The sequence below is a fragment of the Pseudonocardia sp. ICBG1034 genome, from assembly GCF_020131375.1.
GTDB classification, from domain to species: Bacteria; Actinomycetota; Actinomycetes; order Mycobacteriales; family Pseudonocardiaceae; genus Pseudonocardia; species Pseudonocardia alni.
In genome coordinates this window covers 1,311,740-1,333,690 of record NZ_JAHLEK010000015.1, presented here as the reverse complement: position 1 = coordinate 1,333,690, position 21,951 = coordinate 1,311,740, and the positions used below count along the sequence as shown (strand labels likewise).

The 21,951-nt window shown below is 77.5% G+C and carries 1 protein-coding gene; it reads right to left on the bottom strand.

What is annotated here, in order from left to right; genetic code table 11:
• On the bottom strand, positions 1 to 21,825 hold the full coding sequence (locus tag KPF22_RS07805) for a toxin glutamine deamidase domain-containing protein (RefSeq protein ID WP_224401596.1): 21,825 nt from the start codon (positions 21,823 to 21,825) through the stop codon (positions 1 to 3).
• Positions 21,826 to 21,951: the final 126 nt, after the last annotated feature.

Sequence of the window (21,951 nt, the reverse complement as noted above, 5' to 3'; positions counted from 1 at the left end):
TCACGGGGTCGGGTCGGGGACCGGGCGCACCCCGGCGGGCACGGCGTCGTCGCCCCAGACCGGGGTGTCCGGGGAGACCCAGCTGTCCGCCGCCGGCGGCCCGGGAGCCGTGGCGTCGAGGTCGGTCGCATCCCGCGCGGGCCGGGGCGGCCCGGCGTCCTCGCGCGGGTCCCGGAGCACCGACCGGATCTCGGCGACCCGCAGCGGGGTCGGCTCCGGGCGCGGCCCGGTCTCCGGCCCAACCGGGTGGGTGGGCAGCGGCAGCGGCGCCCGGCCGCCGGTGACCGCGGCGGCGCGCACCCCGCGGACGGCGGGCGGACCGTCCGGCCCGACCCGCGTCGCGGTGCCCGCACGCGGGTCGACCAGCCACTGGGTGTCCCCGTCCTGGAGCAGCACCCAGGTGGTGGGAGCGACGCGCGGTCCCCGCCGGCCGGTGTCCCGGACGGCTTCCACGACGGCCGAGGAGCCGTGCCCCGCGTTCCGGACGGCCGTGGCCACCGCGGCCCACGCGCCCGCGCCGTCGCCGACGGCGACCAGCTCGGTGCCGAGCCCCTCGGCGACGACCTCGTCCGCCGGGCGGCGGTGACCCGCGTCGGGCAACCGGGGGGCCCCGTGCCAGGTCTCGACGACGGCCACGGCGGAGTCCACGGTGTCGCCCTGCAGCAGGTGCGCCCAGCGGTCCGGCGACACGAACGGCCGTGGGACCCCGTCCCGGCCGGTGACCGCGGTCGTGAGACGCCCCTCGGCGGTGTACCCGTTCCGGTCGGCGTGCTCGACCGCGGCGCGGGCCAGCTCGGTCGGGGACTCCGGCGCCGGGCGGCCCTGCTCGCGCCAGCGCCGGTAGACCTCGAACGAGTCGTCGCGGCCGGAGCGCAGCCCGCGGCTGTCCAGGGCGACGCGGACGGCGTCCATCTGCGGCCGCGTCGGCGTCTCCGGCGCCGGGAGGAGCGGGTGCACGACCGTCCCGGGGTCCGTGACCGGCCCCGGGACGGTGACCGTCGACGAGCGCGGGGCCCGCCCCGAGGAGGTGTCGGCGGGGCGCGGCGGCGGGGGCGGAGTAGCCGGGGGCTCCTCGCCCTCCGGGATCGTGGCCAGCCGCGGCACCCGGGGCGGCAGCGGTGCGGCCGCCACCGGACGCCGCTGCACCCACTCCGCGGTGCGCCGGTCCAGCTCGGTCTTGGCCTCGGCCCACCCGCGGGCGGCCTCGGTGTACTTCTCACCGGCCACGCGGAGGTCGGTCGCGATGTCACCGGTCTGCTCGCCGCGCAGGCTCTCCAGGCGGCGGCGGTCCGCCGCGGGGGTGCCGAGCCAGAGCGCGTCGAAGCGGTGCTGGACCGCGACGAGCTCCTTGTCGGCGGCGCGCCAGTCGTCCGCGCGTGCCTTCTCCTCGGTCATCGCGGAACGGACATCGGCCGGCATCGGGCCCAGCAGCGTCTCGGCGTCGCGTTCGGCGATGAACAGGCGCAGGTCCGGGCCGCGCGTCGTACCCCTGACGTGCAGGTCGTCGCGACCGGGCCGGGTGAGGACCGCTTCGACGTCGTAGCGGTAGGAGCCCCCGAGGATCCGGACCGAGCCGCCGAGCTTGGTCTCGTGCTCGCGTCCGGTCAGGGGCAGCTGCATCGACCGGTTGCTCGCCGACGCCTGCCCCTGGGCGTCGCTGCGCAGGTCCCCGCGGGACTCGCCGACGGTGCGGCCGTCCCCGAGCAGCCCGGCGCCGACGCCACCGGACACGTCGCTGTAGGGACCGGCGACCGTCGAGGTCATGGAGTGGGACTCCGCGCCGACCCCGAGCTGGGCCGACACGGCCTCGGTGTACAGCGACTCCGGCACGATGCGCAGCCGCGGCGTCAGCACGTACCCGGGCAGGCTCGGGTGCGCGACCGGCGGCAGGTCGGTCGGGCCGTCGAGCAGCAGCGGGATCCAGGTGTCGAGGTACTCGGGGGTGAACATCGCGTCGAGGGCGTGGTGGCCGGGCTCCCCCGGGGTCGTCCAGGCCCGGGGGACGTCCGCGGCCTGCAGCGCCTGCTGCAACGCGGACCGGGCGCGCTGCGCGTCGCCCCGGATGTTGCCGAGGACCGTCTCCGGGTCGACCGTCGCCGCGGGGCGCCCGTCGGCTGCCGGACGCATCTGGTCCGGCGGCGGGAGCGCCGGGTCGGGCTGGGTCGACAGGAAGGACACCGGGACCCGCCGGCGCAGCGTGAACGGCACCGAGGCCAGCGACGGGGTGGTCGTCCCGTCCCGGGACACCGACAGCTCCAGATGCCCGTCGCGGCCGAGGACCGCGGTCGGACCGTCGGAACCCAGCCAGCGCCAGCCGCGGTAGGTGTGGGCCGTGGCGTCGGGGCGGTGGCCCGTCGAGGACCAGGACGCGCCCGCGGCGGCGAGCCCGCCGCCGTAGTGCGGGCTCCCGTCGACGGAGCCCTCCCGGCCTCCCACGCTGCCACCGACGTCGGCGCTCGTCCCGGACGACACCGCGGTCACGCTCATCCGCTGGTCGCTGAAGTACTGCTCGACCTTCGGCGCGTGCCCGTCGTGGACGACCCGCTCCACCCGCGCGGCGTCCGCGCCCGGGTCGGGCACGAACCGCAGGGTCCCGGTCAGGTCGTGGTGGCCGACCACACCGCCGCGGGAGCCGGTGAAGGTCAGGCCGTCGCCGCCCAGGCTGTCCGGCATGCCCTTCAGGTCCGTGGCGGTGAACCCGCGCTGCGGGTCGGTGAACCGCTCGGTCAGGGTGCGGACGTCGGCCGCCGGGAGCACGCCGTCGAAGTGCCCGGGGATCTTCGCGGCGAGGTCGGCGAGGGGGCGCGCGATGTCCTCGTCCATGGCCCAGCCCAGGCCGACGACCGGCGAGGTCCCGCGCAGCCGCGACGGCACCAGCAGGGGCACGTCGGAGGTGTCGGGTCGAGGGAGCTCCGGGGGCAGCAGTCCCCAGTCCCGCAGCTGCGCCTCACCGGCGGACACGTAGACCTGCCGTGGCAGGTCCACGTAGCGGGTCGCGGTCCGCTCGGTGGGCGTGCGCACCAGGTCCAGGAGCTGGTTGGTCACCGTCGTGCGGGCCGTCGCCTTGAAGACACCGTCCATGACGACCACGTAGGAGCGGCTGCTGCCCAGGTCGTGGAAGGTCTCGCTGGCCCCCGACGTGCCGCGCGACCGCCCGGCCCGGTGCGACGCCCGGTAGCCGGCGTGCACGCCCCCCGATCCGGTCGGGTGCCCGTTCGCGGCGGTGATGTCCTGTGCCGTCAGCGCCGTGTCGTTGGCCTCGATTCCGGCACGCCCGGTGACGGTGTGCGTGCGGTTGCTGCCGCCCGAGGCCAGGCCCCCGCTGTAGACGACCTCGCTGCGGGAGCGGTCCACCGGCGGCGCGTGGTCCACCGACAGGATCCGCGGGCGGTACAGCATCAGCTCGCCCTCGCCCGTGCCGCGCCGGTCGAACAGGCGCCCCTTGTGCACGAAGACCGGTGTCCCGATCCCCTTCTGTGTGACGGTGCGGTCGTTGGCGACCCGCTCCGGGCCGAAGGTCATGTCGAGGGCGCGGCCGTCGTCGGTGCCGGACCGGGCGAGCACACCGGCCCCGGTCGTCGCGTCGAACGCCGCCTCCATGGCCGCGCGCCGGGCGCCCGCCCCGCCGACCCAGGTGATGATCGTGTCGGGCCGCAGGGTCGGGGCGAGGTCGGTCCTATTCGGCCGGATCGGGGTGGCCGTCGGGGCGCCCGGCATCGGGATGCGCCGCAGGTGCGGCGGCGCGTCCGGCCGCAGCATCTCGTCCTTGGGCACGTCGAGGGCGAACGGCTCCACGACGGGCGGCTCGGCGACGTCACGCACCGGGGTCCGCTCGACGGCCTGCAGGCCCGGCGTGCCGACGCCGGTGACCCGGCCGAACGCGTTGGTGACCGCGAACCTGTCCGCCGTGACCCGGTAGGTGTTGACGCCGGTGACACGGTGCGCGTCGCCGCCGGGGCCCCCGACGCTGCGCCGGCCGGTGACGGTGCCGACCGCGCCCCCGGCGTCGCCGCCGTGCGCGTACCCGGCGCGGGCCGTCCCGCCCAGGTACATCGGGCCGACGTCGAAGCTCAGGCCGAACCGGCCGCCGAACCCGGCGTCGAACGCGCTGCCCGAGCTCGCCGTGGACTCCTTGCGGTGGCCCGCGCTGGTCTTCACCGCGACGCCCGCCCGCGGGCCCTCGTCGACGACGTCGGACATCACCGCGTCGACGCGGACGTGCAGGTACTCGGTGTGCCGTACCCCGTCCCGGGAGAACAGCAGGTGCACGCCGCCGTCGTAGAGCTGGTCGGCCGTCGCACCGAGGACGGCGTGGGTCGTCTGGTGGTCGAGCATCCGCCAGCTCTCGCTGAAGCCCTCGACCGTGCCCGCCTTCGACGCCGTGCGCTGCGACCCGTCGTGGTCGACCAGCGAGGCCATGCCGCCCTCCTCGGAGGCGGCGATCCGCTCGATGCGCTCCCGCAGCCGGGCCGGGGCGTCGCCGAGGGAGTGCACGTGGGCGCGACCGATGCCGCGGCCCGCCGCGATGTAGGGCGGCAGGGTGTCGGTGCGGGCCGAACGGGGGGCGTCGCGGATCTCGTCGGGGACCGGGAGACCGGCGTCGCGGGCGTTGTGCGGGTCGTCGGCGAGCAGGGTCTCGACCGGGACCCGCACCGGTGGGGCGGTCTCGCTCGTCGAGCCCCAGGCGACCGTCATCTCCAGGTCGAAGTCGACGTCGAAGGCCTGCAGCCGGGTCTGGTCGACATTGCGCCGGGAGGCGCTGATGTGGTTGGCGGACCACCCGCGGCGGTGGTTCCAGCCCGCGCCGACGTAGGGGCCCAGGTTCATGAACAGGAACTTCGGGGCGACCCGCCAGCCGCCGCGCAACTCGCCGGACACACCGCGGCTCCGGCTGCGGCCGGACTCCACACCCCAGTCGATGCGCTGGGACAGCGTCGTCTTCCCGGCGACCGGACCGCGCCACGACCCGGCCCTGGGGACCAGCCGGGCCATGACGAACGCCGACCGGCCACCGCCGACGGCCAGCTCGTCGGACTTCATCCAGCCGCCGGTCAGCCGCTGGAAGTGGTGGGTGAGGGTGTTGTCGGACAGGAAGTGCGCGAGCCGGTTGTGTCCCGGGGTCCCGGGCCTGACGAGCTCCGGCGGGAGCTGACCGGCCAGCGCGGCCAGCGCGGCGTCGACGCCGGGGGTGCGGATGTCGAGGACCGCGGCGTTGGACAGCGCGGGGCCCGCGGTCCCGTCCAGCGGGGCGGGGACCCGCCCGCCGGGCCTGCGGTCGGCGGTGTCGAACCAGCCGCTCGCGGTGCCGGCGACGGTACGCGGGCCCGGTCCGACGAGGGCCCCGGAGTCGTCGCGCAGCGTCACGGTGAACCGCACCGGGACGTCACCGGCCGGGGCGTGCTTGCCGTCGTAGCCGACGTCGACGTTCACGGTCTTGCGCGTGCGGTGGTGCACGGTGTCGCTGCCGCCGAGGGTGATCCCGCCGCCACCGAAGCCGGTGATGGAACCGCCGGTGCCGACGACCGGGACCGACAGGCCCGAGGTGTGGGCGAGGCCCTCGACGTGGTTCGCGGTGCCCCGGCGGATCTGCTCGGTGCCGTCGGTGGCCGCGGGGGCGTCCGCGCCGCGGGCCGGACCGGGCCGGGTGGGGTCCTCGCCGATCGCGACGACCGCCTCGTAGACCCGGCCGCCGACCCGGACGTCGAACGGCAGGCCGCTGTGCAGCGCCTCCGGACGGGCCTGCAGCATCTCGTCGAGCTGCTCGGCCACGGCCCGGTCCCGGCGCCGGTGGCGGCCGGGGACCATCTCGTCGATCAGCTCGGCGACGGCGCGGCGCTGGTCGGCGCCGACGGTCCGGACACGCAGCAGCCGGTCCGGGCCGGGCCCGCCTGCGCGGGTCGACGTACCGGTCCCCGCGGGCCCGTCGCCGCGCCGGGGACCGGCGTCGGGACCGGTCCAGGGGGCGAGTACGTCGTCGTCGAAGCGGTAGCGGCCCGACTCCAGGTCGTCGCGCAGCGCGCGCACCGCGTTCGGGTCGCGGGGCGCGTCGAGGTCGACCAGGCCCCGGGTCTCCAGGTAGTGGTGCAGGCGACCGGCGACGAAACCGTCCTCGGCCAGACGCGGGGAGTCCAGCAGCGCACCGAGGAACGGGGACCCGGGCGGGGCGACCATCAGCCCGGTGGGCGGCGTTCCCGAGCCGTCGTCGGGGCGGGTGAGCAGGGGGAACAGCGGCTCGCCGTCGGCGAGGCCGCGTGGCATCCGCGGCATCGTGTCCGGCAGCGCACCGGCGGTGTCCGGGACGACGCCGGGCTCGGCCCAGACGCCGCCGTCGCGGTGCAGGACCGCGACGGCGACGTCGGCCCCGGCCCGGTCGAGATCGCCGGCGATCAACCGGCTGAGGATGCGGTCCGCGGGTCGGGTGCCCGCGGGGAACTCGGTGGCGACGTCGCGGAGGGTGACCCCACGCCGCTCCAGGCTGACCCGGGCGGTGTCGGTGAGCCGGCCCGCGTCGGTCCAGACGTGCACGGCGGCGGGGTCGCCGGTCCGCGTCGACCACACGTCCAGCGACCGCAGGATCCGTGCGTCCAGCCGCCCGTTCAGCATCGGGAGGTGCACCCGGCGCGGGACGTCGGCGAGGTGGCGCCCGTCCTGGTCGCCCATCACGGTGCGCCGGACGGGCTGGTCGACGAGCGCCTGCACCCCGCGCGACGGCGGTGGGACGACACCGTCGGGCGCGTCGACGGCGGAGCGGGCGGTGACCCGGACCCCGCCCTCGACGTCGGCGAGCAGGCCGCGCAGGTAGACCGCGGCCGCGGTGGCCCGGCCGTGCCCGGTGGCGCGACGGTGGGCGACGTCGTCGCGCGCGCGACCGGCCCGGTCGGTGTCGGCGTCGCCCAGCAGCCTGCGCGCATCACCGCGGAGCCGGTCGGCGCGGTGGCCGATGCCGTCGCCGACGAGCCGGACCCGCGGCGGCGGCAGCCCCCGGTCGCGGGCGAGGCGGGCCCGTTCGCGTACCTGCTCGGCGAGGCCCTGCAGCTCCCGGCGGGCGGCGGCGTCCAGGCGGGTGGCGTGGCTGCGGAACGGCACGTCGCGCACCGAGTCCACGGCGGTGACGTCGGTGGTGTCGCGCCCCAGCACCGCGACACGGTGCTCGGCCGGGGACGCCCCGGGCGCGGGCGGACGCACGGTCCCGGTGGCGACGATCCGGAACTCCCGTTCCGCGAGCCCGCCGGTCGCGCCGCTGACGACCCGTGCGCGCAGCCGGGCCCGGGCGATCGACTCGACGTCGCGGGCCCGGTCGAGCCCGGTCCGCTCGGCACCGGTGCGGTCGGCCCACGCCCGCGACGCCGAGCGGGAGCCGTTGCCGTGCCCGGTCACCGTCAGCGCCGGGGTGGGGCGGCCCTCGGCGCGGGCCGCGACGACGTCGTCGATCCACCGGTCGGTGGCGGCCTGCACGGCGGCCCGCCCGGTCGCGTCCACACGGTGGACACCCTCGCCGAACGCGACGGTGAGCCGGGTCGCGTCGCCGGGGCCGTGCGTGCTCCCGGTGTCGGACGAGCCGTGCGTGCTCTCCGGCCCGAGCGGGTCCCCGGCGTCCTCCGGGGCGTCGGTGCCGGAGCGGGCCGTGCCCCAGTCGAAGGAGTCCGGGGCGATCGGGGCGCCGTCGGCGCCGCGCACCGGCGGGCCCTCCACGGCGGGCGGGGCGGGTGGGGTGGCGTCCCGCGGCGCCGGCAGCGGGAGGTCGTGGGTGGGGGCCTGGCGTGCGACCTCGTCGATCCGGGCCAGGTCGGTGCCGGTGAGCAGCGTGCTCCGCCAGTCCGTGCCCATCACACCGGTCCCGTCGACGACCCCGCCGAGGACCGCGCCGGGGACCCGGTAGCGGTCGGGCAGACCGACCCGGTGCAGCAGCTCGTGCAGCGTGCGGCCGACCGCCAGCGCGGGGTCGTCGCCGCGCTCGAGATGCTCCATCCGCCAGTGCAGCGACGTCGAGTTCGCCCCGGTGTACCCGGGCTCGGAGGTCACCAGGATGCGGTTGGCGTCGGCCCGCGTCGTCGGCTCGATGCGCAGGTGCAGCTGGTCGCCGCCGGGCAGCGTGTAGCGGCCGTCGACGTGGTCGCGCAGCGCCTGCGTGGCCAGCTCCGTGGCGCGGGCGACGTGCGCCGGGTCCCCGACGAGGTGCAGCGGCAGGGTCAGCTCGCGCACCCACCGTCCCGGCTCGACCTCGATGCGGCGCACGTCGACGGTCACCGGGTTGCCCTGCGGGGTCAGGGTGCCGTCCGGCTGCTGCAGGACGCGGATCTGCTCGGTGTGCGCGGTCCCGGGCGTCGCGTCGCCACGGCGGGCCTCCCACTGCGCGGGCAGCAGCGGGTCCCGGAGCACCGGGGCGGCCGGCGTCGCGTCCGTGCGCCAGAGCGGGCCGGGGCGCCACGACCGGGAGGGGACGGGCGGCCCGGTGTCCGGACCGGCCGCGGTGGTCGGCCCGTCGCCGGGCGGGCCGGTCTCGGGGCGGGCCCCCGCGCCCGGGTCGTCCGGAGCGGTACGGGCCGCGTCGTCGGGGGTGAACCGGATCGGGGCAGCGTCGGGATCGGCGCCCACGGCGAACACCCGGCCGATCCGCGGGATCGGGTCCGGACCGGCGACGGTCGCCGTGCCGGTCCGCGGGTCGACGAGCCAGACGGTGCCCTCGTGGTTGACCACGTTCCAGACGCGACGCACCGGCCCGACCCAGTCGCCGCGCCCGTAGGAGCGGCCGGGCTCGGCGGCCTCCGGGTAGGCGTGGACGATCGCGTCGGCCCCGTGGCCGGCCCGCCGGATCCGGTCGACGACCGTCCCGAACGCCGCCGGTCCCTCCCCGACCGGGGCGAGCGGAGCGCCGAAGGCGTTCTCGACGTCGGCGACGGCGGCCGCGAGCGGGGTCGCCGCGGAGCCGTACGCGACCCGCGGGGTCCCCCGCCAGGTCTCGTGGGCGGCCAGCCCCGCGTCGAGTCCGGCGCCGAGGCCCCCACCGCGCAGGGCGGGGGCCCACGTCCCCGGGGCGGCGAACGGCGTCGCCGCGAGCGACGCCTGGGCGAGCAGCGCCTCGGCAGCGCTGTAGGCCTCCCGGCTCGCCGTACCGATCTCACGGATGCCGGTCTGCAGGTCCTGGGGACCGGCGAACGGCGACCCGCCGACGCGCAGGGTGCGCGGCCCCTCGTGGCGCATCTCGCCCACGGCGGCGGGCGGGGTCAGCCGGGGCGTGCCGTCCGCGGTGCGGTTGTGGTCGAGCTCCGGCAGCGTGGTGCGGATGCCCAGCGCCTCGTCGGGGCCCACCCGGCGGCGCTGCGGGTCGTCGCCGAGCCCGCCGTACAGCCACTCGCGCAGGGTCGCGGTGCTCTGGCCGGAGTCGCTCATCCAGCGCGGGGGGAGCCTGCGGTCGAGCAGGCCGGGGTCGGGGTCACCGCGGTGTCCCCGCGGGTCGAGGGCACGGAACGTCGAGGCGAACCGCTCCATCACCGGGCCCGTGTTGCGGTGCAGCCAGGCGGCGCCCTCCGGGCCGGTGCCCTCGACGACGTGGTCGGGGAAGTGCCGCAGGTTGAACGCGGAGAAGTTCTTGGTCAGCGACACCCCGCCGTCGGCGTGCAGGCGCTGGGCCATGGCCGCGAACTGCAGGTAGAGCGCGGCGACGGTGCCGTGCACGGCCGTCCGGGTCGCGGCCAGGGTGTGCGGCGGCCGGCCGGCGAACGCGGGGTCGGTCATCATGTCCGCGGCCACCCGGCGACCCAGGTCCAGCCCGTCCGCCAGGTGCAGGCGGGCCGCGTGGGCCGGGAACACGTTGACCGCCGCCGCACGGCCGGACAGCCAGGTCAGTAGGTCCGCGAGACCGGCGACGGCGGTCCCGGCGGTGTAGTGGGGCGACACCGTGACCCCGCCGGACCCGGTCAGGGGCTCGACCCGGACCCCGTCGGCCTCCGACGAGAGCCGGTACTCGGGCGACGGGAAGATCGTGGAGAGCGGCGCGGGGCCGGTCAGGGCGGCCAGCCGCTGCAGCACCCGGTCCAGCGCCGCCGCGCTCTCGTGGAGCGGCACCCGACCCGCGTCGCCGTCGAGCAGGCGGGCCGGCTGGGTGACCAGCTCCAGCGTCATGCCCGACGTGCCGATCTCGGCCACCGCGGTCAGCGCCGCGGACCCGGCGAGCTCGTCACCGGAGGAGACGTACTCCTCGAGGTTCACCAGCCGGTGACGCAGGAACTCCGCCTCGACACCGATCGCACGGGCCCCCGGCCCGTCACCAACCAGGTCCGGGTTCGCGACGGCCGCGGCCAGCGACCAGTGGCCGCCGCGCGGCATCGGCTCGCCGCGCCCGCGCCACTGCGCGTACGCCTCGCGCACCTCGTCCGGGCCGGACGGCCGGTCGTAGACCTGCAGGGCCTGGCCGATCGCCGCGGCCTGGGCGTCGGTGGGCACCTCGGGCACCGACGGGTGCGGCACGGCCGGGGGCGTCCCCCCGGGGACCGGCGACGGGGCCGGGCCGGCCGCGGCCGGACGCTGCGGCAGTGCCGGGGCCGGCGGTGCGGGTGGTGCGGGCGCCGGCCGGGTGGGGGCCTCCGGCGGGGTTCCCGGGGGCGGCGGCGGGGCCGCGCGGGTGGGTGCGGGCGGCGGGACGTCCCGGGCCGGCGCGGGGACCGGCGGGGCCGGGCGGGCCGGAGGGGGCGGCGGGGCGGGACGCACGGGCGGGGGCGGGACGGCGTCGTCGCGGCCGGCACCGGGGCTCACCCACTCGCGGACGCGGCGGTCGAGGTCGGTCTTGGCCTGCGCCCAGGCCCGGGCCGCCTCGTCGAACCGGGTGGCGGCGGTCCGGCGGTCGGCGTCGATCGCCGCGATCTCGGTGGCCCGGTCCCGGGCCAGGGTGGCGCGGCCGCCGGGGCCGGCGTCGAGCCACAGCTGGTCGTTCCGACGCTGCAGCTCCACCAGCGCGGTGTCGGCGGCCCGCCACTCGCCGGCGCGGGCCTTCTCCTGCTCCATCGCGGTGCGCACCGTCCCGGGCATCGGCCCGAGCAGGTCCGCGGCGTGGCGTTCGGCCAGGAACAGCCGCATCCCGGTGCCGGTGACCGTCGGTACCGTGAACGTCTCCGGGGCCCGGCCCGGCCGGTTCAGCTCCAGCTCGATCCGGTAGTCGAACCGGCCGCCGAGCAGCCGGACGGGGTCGCCGAGCTTCGTCTCGTGCTCGCGCCCGATCAAGGGCGCCTGGCCGCCGCGGTTGCTGGTGGAGGCCCCCGCCTCGCCGTCGGCGCGCGCGTCGCCGCGGCTGCTGCCGACGTCGCGTCCCTCCCCGACGACCGAGCCGACGACGTCGCCGGAGTGGGTCTGCGACGACGCGGTCTGGGTCCCGATGTGGAAGTTGGACTCGGCGCCGAGGTTCATCGCCGCGGACACCCCGTCGGTGTGCAGCGACACCGGGGTCACCGTGATCCGCGGGGTCAGCGTCACGCCCACCTGGGTGGGGTGGACGACCGGCGGGAGCGTCGCCGAGCCCTTCAGCATCGACGGGATCCAGGAGTCGAGGTGTTCGGGCGAGAACAGCACGTCGAGCTGGTGGCGGCCGGCCTCGCCGGGCCGGCGGAACGCGTCCGGCACGTCCACCGTCGCGAGGTGGTCCTGCACCGCGCGGCTCATCGCCACGGCGTCGGTGCGGACGACGCCCATCGCCGTGTCCGGGTCGATCCGCGGCGCGTCACCCCCGGGCCCGGCTCGGCGGGTCTGGTCCGGGGGCGGCTGCGGCAGGTCCGGCAGGGACGACAGGAACGCCGCGGGCACCCGGTGGCGGAGCGTGAACGGCGCCGAGGTCGGGCCGGGGATGGTCTCGCCGTCGCGGGTGACGGTCAGCGAGAGACGACCGGTCTGCCCGATGATCGCGGTGGGCCCGTCGTAGCCGAGGAAGCGCCACACCCGGACGGTGTCGGACGTGGTGTCGGTGTGCACGTCGGTCCGCGACGAGGACGCGGCGAGCCCGCCGGAGCCGCCGCCGTAGTACGGGTCCTCACCGCCGCTGCCGCCCCGGCCGCCGAGGGTGCCGCCGAACTGTGCGACCGGGCCGGAGCTGCGCACCGACGTCGACGAGCGCTGGTCGGCGAAGTACTGCTCCACCTTGGGGGCGTGCCCGTCGTGGACGACCTGCTCGACGCGGGTCGCTCCCGGGGTGGTGTCCGGCACGAACGACAGGTGCCCGGACAGGTCGTGGTGGACGAGGAAGCCCCGCCGGGAGGCGCTGAACGGCACCCCGTCCCCGCCGAGGCTGCTGTGCAGCCCCTTCAGGTCGGCCGCGGAGATGCCCCGCTGCGGATCGGTGAGCCGCTCGGTCAGCAGCGCGATCTCGTCGGCGTCGAGCCGGCCGGCGAAGTGCCCGGGCAGCTGGTCGTTGATGTCGGCCAGCGGGGCGCGCAGCGCCTCGTCGGTGGGCCAGCCCAGACCGGTGACGGGGTCGTCGCCGCGCAGCGTCGGCGGCACCTGCAGGTCCACCGGTGCCTGGTGCGGGCGGTGCTCCTCCTGCGGGAGCAGGCCCCACACCCGCATCTGCTCCTCGCCGACGGACAGGAACACGTGGTCGGGCAGGTCGACGTAGCGGGTGGCGGTCCGGCGGGTGGGGGTGTGCACGGTGTCGAGGAGCTGGTTGCTCTCCCACGACGTCGCCCGGTGGGTGACCACCCCACGGGCCTTCACGACGAACGACCGGCCCCCGGACCCGTCGTCGAACGTCTCCCGCGCACCGAGGGTCCCCTGGGCCGCGGTGTCGCGGGCGCCGACCTGGTAGCCGCCGTGGATCCCGCCCGACCCGGTCGGGTGGCGCGCGGACTGCTCCAGCTCCTGGGCGGTCAGCGACGAGTCGTTGACCTCGAACCCGGCCCGCCCCTGGGCGCCCCGGGCGTTCGACGACGAGCCCGACGCGACGTAGCCGCCGTAGACGACCTCGCTGCGGGCGCGGCCGGTCGGCGGCGCGTGCCGCACGTCGACGACCCGCAGGTCGTAGAGGCCCAGGGTGGACACGACGGTGCCTCGCCGGTCCCGCCAGCGACGCTTGTGCACCTGCTCGGGGGTGGCGAGCCCGCGTTCGGTGACGCCGCGGTCGTTGGACACCCGCTGCGGGGCCAGGACGGCCTCGAGCGCGCGGCCGTCCTCGGTCCCGCGCCGGCCCAGCACCGCGTCTCCCCCGGCGGCGGCGGTGAGCGCGGCCTCGGCGGCGGTGCGGCGCTCCTTGACCCCACCGATCCAGGTGAACGTGCTGTCGGCCAGCAGGGTCTGCGCGAAGTCCCGGCGCCGCGGACCGACCGGGCTGTCCATGGTGATCCGCGGCCGGCTGCGGATGCCCTGGGCCTCCGGCGGCGTGCCCGGGGTGAGCATCTCGTCGGCGGGCACGTCCAGCGCGAACGGTTCCCGGATCGGCGGGCCGTCGGGCAGCTCCACCGGGGTCCGGGGGCTCACGTGCCGACCGGGTGCACCGATTCCGGTGAGCCGCCCGAACGCGTTGGTCTCGCTGAACCGCTCCGCGGTGATGGTGTAGAGGTTCTCGCCGGTGACCCGGTGCGAGGGCCCGGCGGGACCGGCGACCGCGCGCCGGCCGGTGATGGTGCCGCCGGCGCCGCTGTCGCTGTGGCCGAGACCGGCCGAGGCCCGTGCCCCCAGGCCCGGGTAGACCGCGCCGGCCTCGAACCCGAGCCCGGCGCGCAGCCCCAGCGTCCCCTCGATCCCGGTGGCGGCACCGCTGACGGACTCGGTGCGGTTGCCGGCACTGGTCTTGACGCTGATCCCGTCGAGCGGGCCCTCGTCGCCGACGTCGAGCATCTCGGCGGTGATCCTCAGGTGCAGGTACTCGGTGCTGCGGAAGCGGTTGCGCGCGAGCACGAGGTCGACGCCGCCGTCGTAGAGGGAGTCGGCGCTGGTGCCCAGCAGCGTCTGGGTGGTGTTGTGGTCGAGCATCCGCCAGGTCTCACCGAGGTCGCGCACCGTCGAGCTGCTCCTCGACGCGCGGTGGGTCCCGTCGCCGTCGGCGAGAGCCGCGAACGGGCCGCCGACCGAGGCGATGATCTGGTCGATCCGCTCGCGCAGCCGGGTCGGTGCGTCGCCGAGGGAGTGCATGTGTCCCCGGCCGATGCCCAGGCCCGCGGCCAGGTAGGGCGGGAGGGTGTCGGTCCGGCGGTCGGTGTTGCGTGCGTCGCGGACGGACTCGGAGACGGGCAGTCCCGCGTCGCGGGCGTTGTGCGGGGAGTCGGCGAGGACCAGCTCGACCGGTGTCCGGGCCGGCGGCGCGACGGCGCTGGTCGACCCCCACCGCACCCGGGTCTCGCGCACGAACTCGACGTCGTAGGCGCCCGGGGAGCTCTGGTCGACGTTGCGCCGCGACGCTCCGATGTGGGTGGCCGCCCAGCCGCGGCTCCGGTTCCAGCCCACCCCGAGGTACGGGCCCAGGTGCAGGAAGGCGACCTTCGGGAAGAACCGCCAGCCCCCGCGGATCTCCCCGGAGACACCGAGCCGGGAGGTGCTGCTGCCCTCGACACCCCAGTCGATGCGCTGCTGCTTGGTGGTCTTGCCGTCGAGCTCGGCCAGCCACGACCCCTTCTTCGGCACCAGCCGGGACTCGACGTACACCGGTGGTCCGCCGGGGTTGCGCAGCTCGTCCGAGCGCACCCAGCCGGTGGTGAACCGCTCGTAGTGGTGGGCGAGGTGGTTGTCGGACAGGAAGTGCAGCAGCCGGTTGCGGCCGGGGGACCCCGGTTGCAGCAGTCCGGGCGGGAGCTGGTCTGCCAGCGCGGCCAGGACCGTGTCCGGGCCGGGTCCGCGGACGTCGAGGACCGCGGCGTCGGACAGCGCGGGCCCGGCACCGGGACCGAGCTCGACGGCGGGCCGGGCGCCGGCCCTCGGGGTCGGCTCGTCGAACCATCCGGTGGCGGTCCCGTCCAGGACGCGCGGGCCGGGGCCGACGACGGCGCCGGACTCGTCGCGCAGGGTGACGGTGAAGCGGACCGGGACGTCGGCGGCCGGGGTGTGCTTGGCGTCGTAGCCGACGTCGTTGTTGACCGTCTTGCGGGTCCGGTGCCCGACGGTGTCGCCCCCGGTCGCGGTGACCGCGGCACCGCCGTATCCGGCGAGCGAGCCGCCGGAGCCGGCGATCGGGACGGCGCGGCTGCTGTCGTCGTAGCGGCCCTCGACGAGGTTGTCGGTGCCGCGCCGGATCTGCTCGGTGCCGTCGGTCCGCGCCGCGGCGGGGTCGGGGCCCTCGCCCCGGCGGCCGGGGTCGTGGTCCACGGCGACGAGGGCCTCGTAGCGGCGGCCGCCGACCTCGACGTCGAAGGGCAGCCCCTGGTGCAGCGCCGACGGCCGGTGCGTGAGCATCGCGTCGAGCTGCGACGACGTCGCCGTCCCCGACCGCCGTGCCGACGCACCCGGGACCATCGACGCGATGAGGTCCGCGACGGCACGCCGCTGTTCGGGCCCCACCGACTGCACCCGCAGCAGCGAGCGGGGCGCGGCGGCCGGAGCGGGCACGTCACGGCCGGTCCACGGCGACAGCACGTGGTCGTCGACCCGGAACCGGCCGGAACCGAGGTCGGTGCGCAGGTCGGCCTCGGTGCCGCGGTCGGCCCGCGCGGCCAGGTCCACCGGGCGCCCGTCGAGGTGCTCCTGCAGACGGCCGGTGAGGAACCCGTCCTCGCCGAGCCGGTCGGAGTTCAGCAGGGTCTGCAGCAGCGCCGAGCCGGGCGGGGCGACGAGCAGCCCGGTACCGGGACCGTCGAGCCCGTCCGCGCGGCCGGTGAGCAGCGGGAACAGCGGCTCGCCGTCGGTGACGCCGCCGGGCATGCGGGGCATGGTCGCGGGGAGGGGGGCGGGTGGGCCGTCCCCGGTGGCGCGCACGGCCGGGTCGGCCCAGACGCCGCCCTCGGAGTGGACGACCGACAGCGCGACGTCCGTGCCGACCCCGGTGAAGGAACCGGTGCGGAGCCGGTGGTTGAGGATCCGGTCGGTCGCGCGGGTACCGGACGGGAGGTCGGTGGCGACGTCGCGGACGGTGACCCCGAGGTCGGTGAGGCGGCGCCGGGACCTCGCCGAGAGCCCGCCGGGACCGTCGGCGCGGGTGTCGGCCCACACGTGCACGGCGGAGGGGTCGCCGGTCCGGGCGATCCACATCTCCAGGGCGCGGCGGACGTCGGCGGTGAACCGTCCGCCCAGCAGCGGGACGTGCACCCGGCGGGGCACGTCCTGCAGGTGGCGGCCCTGCGGGTCGCCCATGACGGTGCGCGGCAGCGGCGCGTCGACGTGCGCCTGCACGCCGCGGCCCGGCCGGGGCACGACGCCGTCCGGTGCGTCGACCGCGGCGCGGTGCACGATCCGGACCCCGGGGACGTCCGCGAGCTGCCCGCGCAGGAACACCGCCGCGGCCAGCGCCCGCGCCCGGCCCGTCGCCAGCCGCTGGGCCACGTCGTTGCGGGGCCGGCCGGCCCGGTCGGTGTCGGCCCGGCCGACGAGGGACTCCGCGGTACCGCGGGCCCGGTCGGCGCGGTGCCCCATGCCGTCGCCGACGAGCAGCACCCGGGGCGGGGGGTTCCCGGCCGCGGCGGCCAGGCGGGCGCGTTCGCGGACCTCGCCGGCGACGGTGGTGAGGTCGCGGCGGGCGTCGTCGTCGAGGCGGGTGACGTGGGAGTCGAAGGCCACGTCGTGCACCGAGTCGGTACGGGCGACGTCGTCGGTGCGCTGCTCGACGACGGCGACGCGGTGCTGTTCCACGGACGCGTCCGGGACGGGCGGGCGGGCGCTGCCGCCGGAGACGATGCGGAAGTCCTCGCGGGTGAGGCCGCCCGCCCGATCGGTGCGCAGCCGCTCGGCCAGGCGCTGTTCGGCGACGTCGTGCACGGAGCGGGCGCGGTCGCGGCCGGTGACCTCGGCGCCGGTGCGGTCGGCCCACGGGCGGACGAGGTCGCGCGACCCGTTGCCGTGCCCGGTGACCACCAGGGCGGGCGTCGGGCCGCCGGCCGCACGCGCGGCGACGACGTCGTCGATCCACGCGTCGGTGGCGCGTTCGACCGCTGCACGGTCGCGGTGGGCGATCCGGTGGGAACCCTCGGCGAACGGGATGCGGACGGGCGCGCCGGCGGGGGCCGCGTCGCTCCGGGCGCTGTCGACGCTGTCGCGGGGGCCGCCGCCGTCACCGTCGTGGGCGCCGTCGCCGTCGTTCCGCAGCACGCCGTCCTCGCCGGGCCCGCGGCGGCCGACCGCCTCCGGCGGGCGCTGCGCGTCCTGTTCGACGACGGCACGCACCGACCGGGACGGGGGCCCGGCCGGGCCGTCCGAAGCAGGGTCGACCGCGGCCCGGGTCACGATGCGGACCCCGTCGGCGTGGTCGCCGAGCAGCTCACGGAGCCGGTTCGCGACGGCGTCGGCCCGCTCCCGGCCGGCGGCGCGCCGTTGCTCCAGGAGGGCCTCGGGGCCGGCCGACGGCGGCCGGACCACCCACCGCCCCGGGGGACGGGGGTCGTCGGCGGGGTGCCGGAGCAGGTCACGGGTCCACTTCTCGGCGCTGCCGAGCCTGGTCTTCGCGACCCGGCCGGAGGTCTCGATCAGCGCGCCGCCGCGGTGCGCCAGGCGCTGCGCCGGACGGCCGGTGCCGTCGCCGACGATCTCCACGCGCACCGGGCCGCCGTCGCGGAGGCGTTCCCGGACCTGACCCGCGAGCGCGACGATGTCGGCGTCGGCACCCGGGCCGGGACGGTGCTGGCCGGAGGAGAAGGTCACCGTGCTCTCCGACCGGGGGCCGGTGACGTCCTCGGTGGTGTAGTCGATGATCGCGATCCGGTTCGTGCCGCGCAGCGCGCCGGAGGTCAGCGGCGTCGCGTCCGTCCGCGCCAGCACCCGGAACTCGGAGGTGTCCCGGCCCCCCAGGCCGCCCTCCCTGGCGAGCTCGTCGAGCCGCTCGAGGACGACGGCCCGCACCGCGTCGGCCCGGGCCCGGCCGGTGCCGGTGCCGTCGATCGACCACGGTGTGCGCCGCATGGTCCCGTTGCCGTGGCCGGTGATCGTCATGGCGGGGGCCCGGCGGTCCGGCGGCGTGGCCAGGACGTCGCGGACGAACGCGTCGGTGGCGTCGCGGATCGGGCCGCGGGCGTCCTCGCCGATCGAGGTGGTGGACTCGCGGAACCGGACCGGGGTGACCGGCGCGCCGTGCTCGGGCCGGGGTGCGGCGGACCGCCCCCCGTCGTCGCCGCGGCGCGGGGCAGGCGGACCGGCCTCGGCGGGGTCCGGGGTCGGCACCGGCAGGACGACGGTGCCGTCGTCGCGGTCGCGGGTGCGCGAGCGCCCGCCGGACTCGGCCGGGCGGGACTCCGGGACGCGCGGGTCCGGGTCCGGGGTGCGGGAACCGCGGGCGGTGGCCGGACGGTGCTCGCCGGACGCCGGGTCGCCGGTCCGGGTCGTGTCCGGGCCGCCGGACCCGGCGGTGCGTGCCGGGGCCGGCGTGCTGCCGTCGGTGCGCGGCACGGGCGGCGGGGCACCGTCGGTACCGGTGCGGGGCGGGGCGGACGTCGGGGCCTGGGGCGGAGCCGGAGTCGGGCTCGACGACGACGCGGCCGGGGAGGGGGACGGGGACGTCGGGGTCGAGGACGAGGACGAGGGCGTCGGGACCGGGGCCACCGGCGCCGACCCCGCCGTGACCGAGGTGGACACCGGCGGGGGCGTGCCGGTCGCGGGCGTCGACGACACGACCGCGGGCAGTACCGCGGGCTCGGCGGGTGCGGTGGGCGGGGTGCGGTCGAGGTCGGTGAACGGGGACCCCGACGTCTCCCAGGTGGCCCGGTCCCCGGCGGCCGGAGTGAGCGGGGATCCCCCGGGGCGGGAGGTGTCCGTGGAACGGGCGCCGTCGGCGGCGGCCGGGGCGGCGTCGCGCCCACCACCGGCCGTGCGGGTGGCGGACTCGCCGCCGACGGTGCGCCCCTCCCCCGCCGACGTGCCGGTCGACGGCGTCTGCTGGGCGGAGCGGGGGGTGTTCGCCCCCGAGCCCTGACCGGACGGGGTGGCGTCGCTGCGGCCCACGCCGGAGGTCGCGGCTGTGTCGCGACCGGTCCCGGACGTGGCCGGCGGAGTCGTGGCCGGCTGGGTGGTCGACGACACGGCGGGCGGCTGCGCGGTGGCGACCGGGCCACCCGTCCCACGACCGTCGGCGTCGTCGGGGACGCGGGACGGGGCGATCTCCGGGGTGCGCACGTCGCCGCCCACCGGGGGCGCCTGCTCGCCCCGGACCGGCTCGCGGACCGGACCGCCGGCGGAGTCCGTGGTCGCGTCGCGCACGGTCCCGGTGGAGGCGGTGGGTTCGGTCGGACGGGCCCCGCCGGTGTCGCGGGTTCCGTCCGGTGTGGAGGGACCGTCGCCGGTCGTGGCCCGCCCGGGCGGGGCGGCGCCGTCGGACTGCACCGTCGCCGCCGGGCCCGGAACGTCGGTCCCGCGGCCGCCGGTGCCCTCCCCCTCGACGCTGCCCCGCTGAGGCGTGGAGCCCTGGTCCCGGCCCTCGCTGACCGGTGCCGCCGGGTTCGCTGTCTCCCCGCCGGTGCTCCTGACCGGGGTGTCCGACGCCGTCCGGGGCGCGGTCGAGCTGCCCCCGGACGCGGCGTTGCCGGACGCAGGGCTGCCCGACGCGGCGCTGCCCGAGGCAGGGCTGCCCGACGCGGTGCTGCCCGACGCGGTGCTGCCCGACGCGGTGCTGCCCGAGGCAGGGCTGCCCGACGCGGTGCCGGCCGGCGCTGCGCCGACCGGCGCGCCGTGACCGGGCACGGCGCCGAGCGGAGCGTCGCTTCCCGGTGCGATGCTGCCCGGTGCGTCGCCACCCGTCGCGGTGTTGCCCGGTGCGGCACTCCCGGGAGCCGCGCTGCCCGGCGTGCTGTTCTCCGGAGCCCCGGTGCCCGGCGCCCTGTCCCCCGGCGCGGAGTCGACCGCGGCAGGACTGCTCGGCACGCTGTTCCCCGGCGCGTTGGTGGCCGGCGCGTTGCTGCCCGGCGCGGAGTCGACCGTGGCGGAACTGCTCGGCACGTTGCTGCCCGGCGCATCGCTGCCCCGCGCGGAGTCGACCGTGGCGGAACTGCTCGGCACGTTGCTGCCCGGCGCATCGCTGCCCCGCGCGGAGTCGACCGTGGCGGAGTTGCTCGGCACGTTGCTGCCCGATGCACTGCTGCCCGACGCGAAGTCGACCGTGGCAGAACTGCTCGGCGCACTGCTACCCGGCGCACTGCTACCCGGCGCGCTGTTCCCCGGCGCGCTGTTCCCCGGCGCATCGCGGCCGCCCGCGGCGCCGCCACCCGTGTCGCCGCTGGTGTCGCCGTTGCCCGGGACCGGTGTTCCGTCCGGGATCGACACGGTCGTCGACTCGCCCGACACGGGCGCGACGGAGGAGGCCGGAGGCTCCGACACCGGTTCCGGGCGGGCGCCGGCGGCCGAGCCCCACGTCGGGCCGGACGGGGTGCCGGACGATCCGCCGGTCACCGCCGCCGGCACGGACTCAGGCGTCGACGCCGAGCTCACCGTCGGCGACGACGGGATGACCAGCGGCGGCCGGCTCTCCGGTCCCCCCTGCCCCGACGACCGCGACGGAGCCGACGAGTCCCCGTCGTCGCCCCGGGTCGTCGCCGGGTCCTCGCCGGACGGGCGCGTACCGGGAGGCGGCCCCGCCCCGTCGGACGTCGTGGGGATCCGGAGGACGTCGTCGGGACCGGCGGAGGTCATCCAGGGCGGCGGGGTCGCCGAGGGGCCCAGCCCCTCCTTCTTCATGTGGTCCAGCAGGGACGCCCGGCTGACGACGGGGAACTTGCTCGCCGCGAGGCCGAAGTCCCCGCCGGGGCGGCTGCGCATTCCGCCGAGTGCGCCGATCGCACCGAAGAACGGGTTGGAGTCCTCGCCGAACACCGCGTTGATGACCGCGCCGGACGCCGGCGCGGTCATGATCTGTGCACCGGCGTAGCCGAGGATGCCGAACGCGCGGACGTGGCGGGCGAGCTGCTGGGGAGGGGCTCCGGGCGGACGGGCCCGGTTGAGGTTGCGCATCGCGCTGTTGCTCCAGCTGCGCACACCCCCGGCCGCCGCGCGCGCGAGCCCCGCACCGGCGCCGCCGATCGCTCCACCGATCGCGCTGTGCCCGATGGAGTCGAGGTCGTAGCCCTCGCGGCCACCCGCCTCGTTCTGTCCGACCTGGATGAGACCGTCGAGGCCGCCCATGATCCCGGCGCCGGCCGCACCGTAGAGTGCCGCCCGCTTGGTCGCCTCCGCGAGGGCTTTCGAGATGCCACGCAGCAGCGTCTGGGCGGTCGCCTTGTTCAGCCCGAGCCGCGCGACCGCCTGGACCATCTGTTTGACCATCTGCCGCAGCAGCGCCCAGAGGCCGACCCGGGCGGCGGCGAGGACGGCCGGGACGAAGATCGCCCCGAACAACGACGCGATCAGCTCGATGACGGCCGCGAGGGTCATCGCGGCCATCACGATCAACATGATCTTGCCCTTTTGGATGTCCGCCGCGGCGTTCTTCGTCGCCTTGCGGAACTCGTCGGCACCCTGGGCCATCTCGGTGAGACTGGCGGCGTAGTCCTCACCGAGGAGCTTCGCGTTCGCGGCCCCGGTGTCGCCGCGCAGGACGTCGTCGAGCTCGGCCCCGGACCGCCGCGCGTCGAGCGCGGCCTGCTCCAGTGCCGCGGCGAGGTCGGCCCAGGCGCCGCTCAGCGCCCGCAGGTTGCCCTCGTTGCCCTCCGGCCACTCCATCCCGAGGGTGACCTTGAAGAACTTCTGGAGGGAGTCGGGCAGCTCGGTCGACCCACCTTGTCCTGCCATCGCAGGATTCCCTCCTTCCTCGTTCCACCGATGCTGTGACGGCCCGACGCCGGCGGTGCGACCGGATCGGGTGGATGCCGCGCGGGAGCGGTCGGCCGGCCCGTCGGGGCCCGTGGTCGGCGCGTC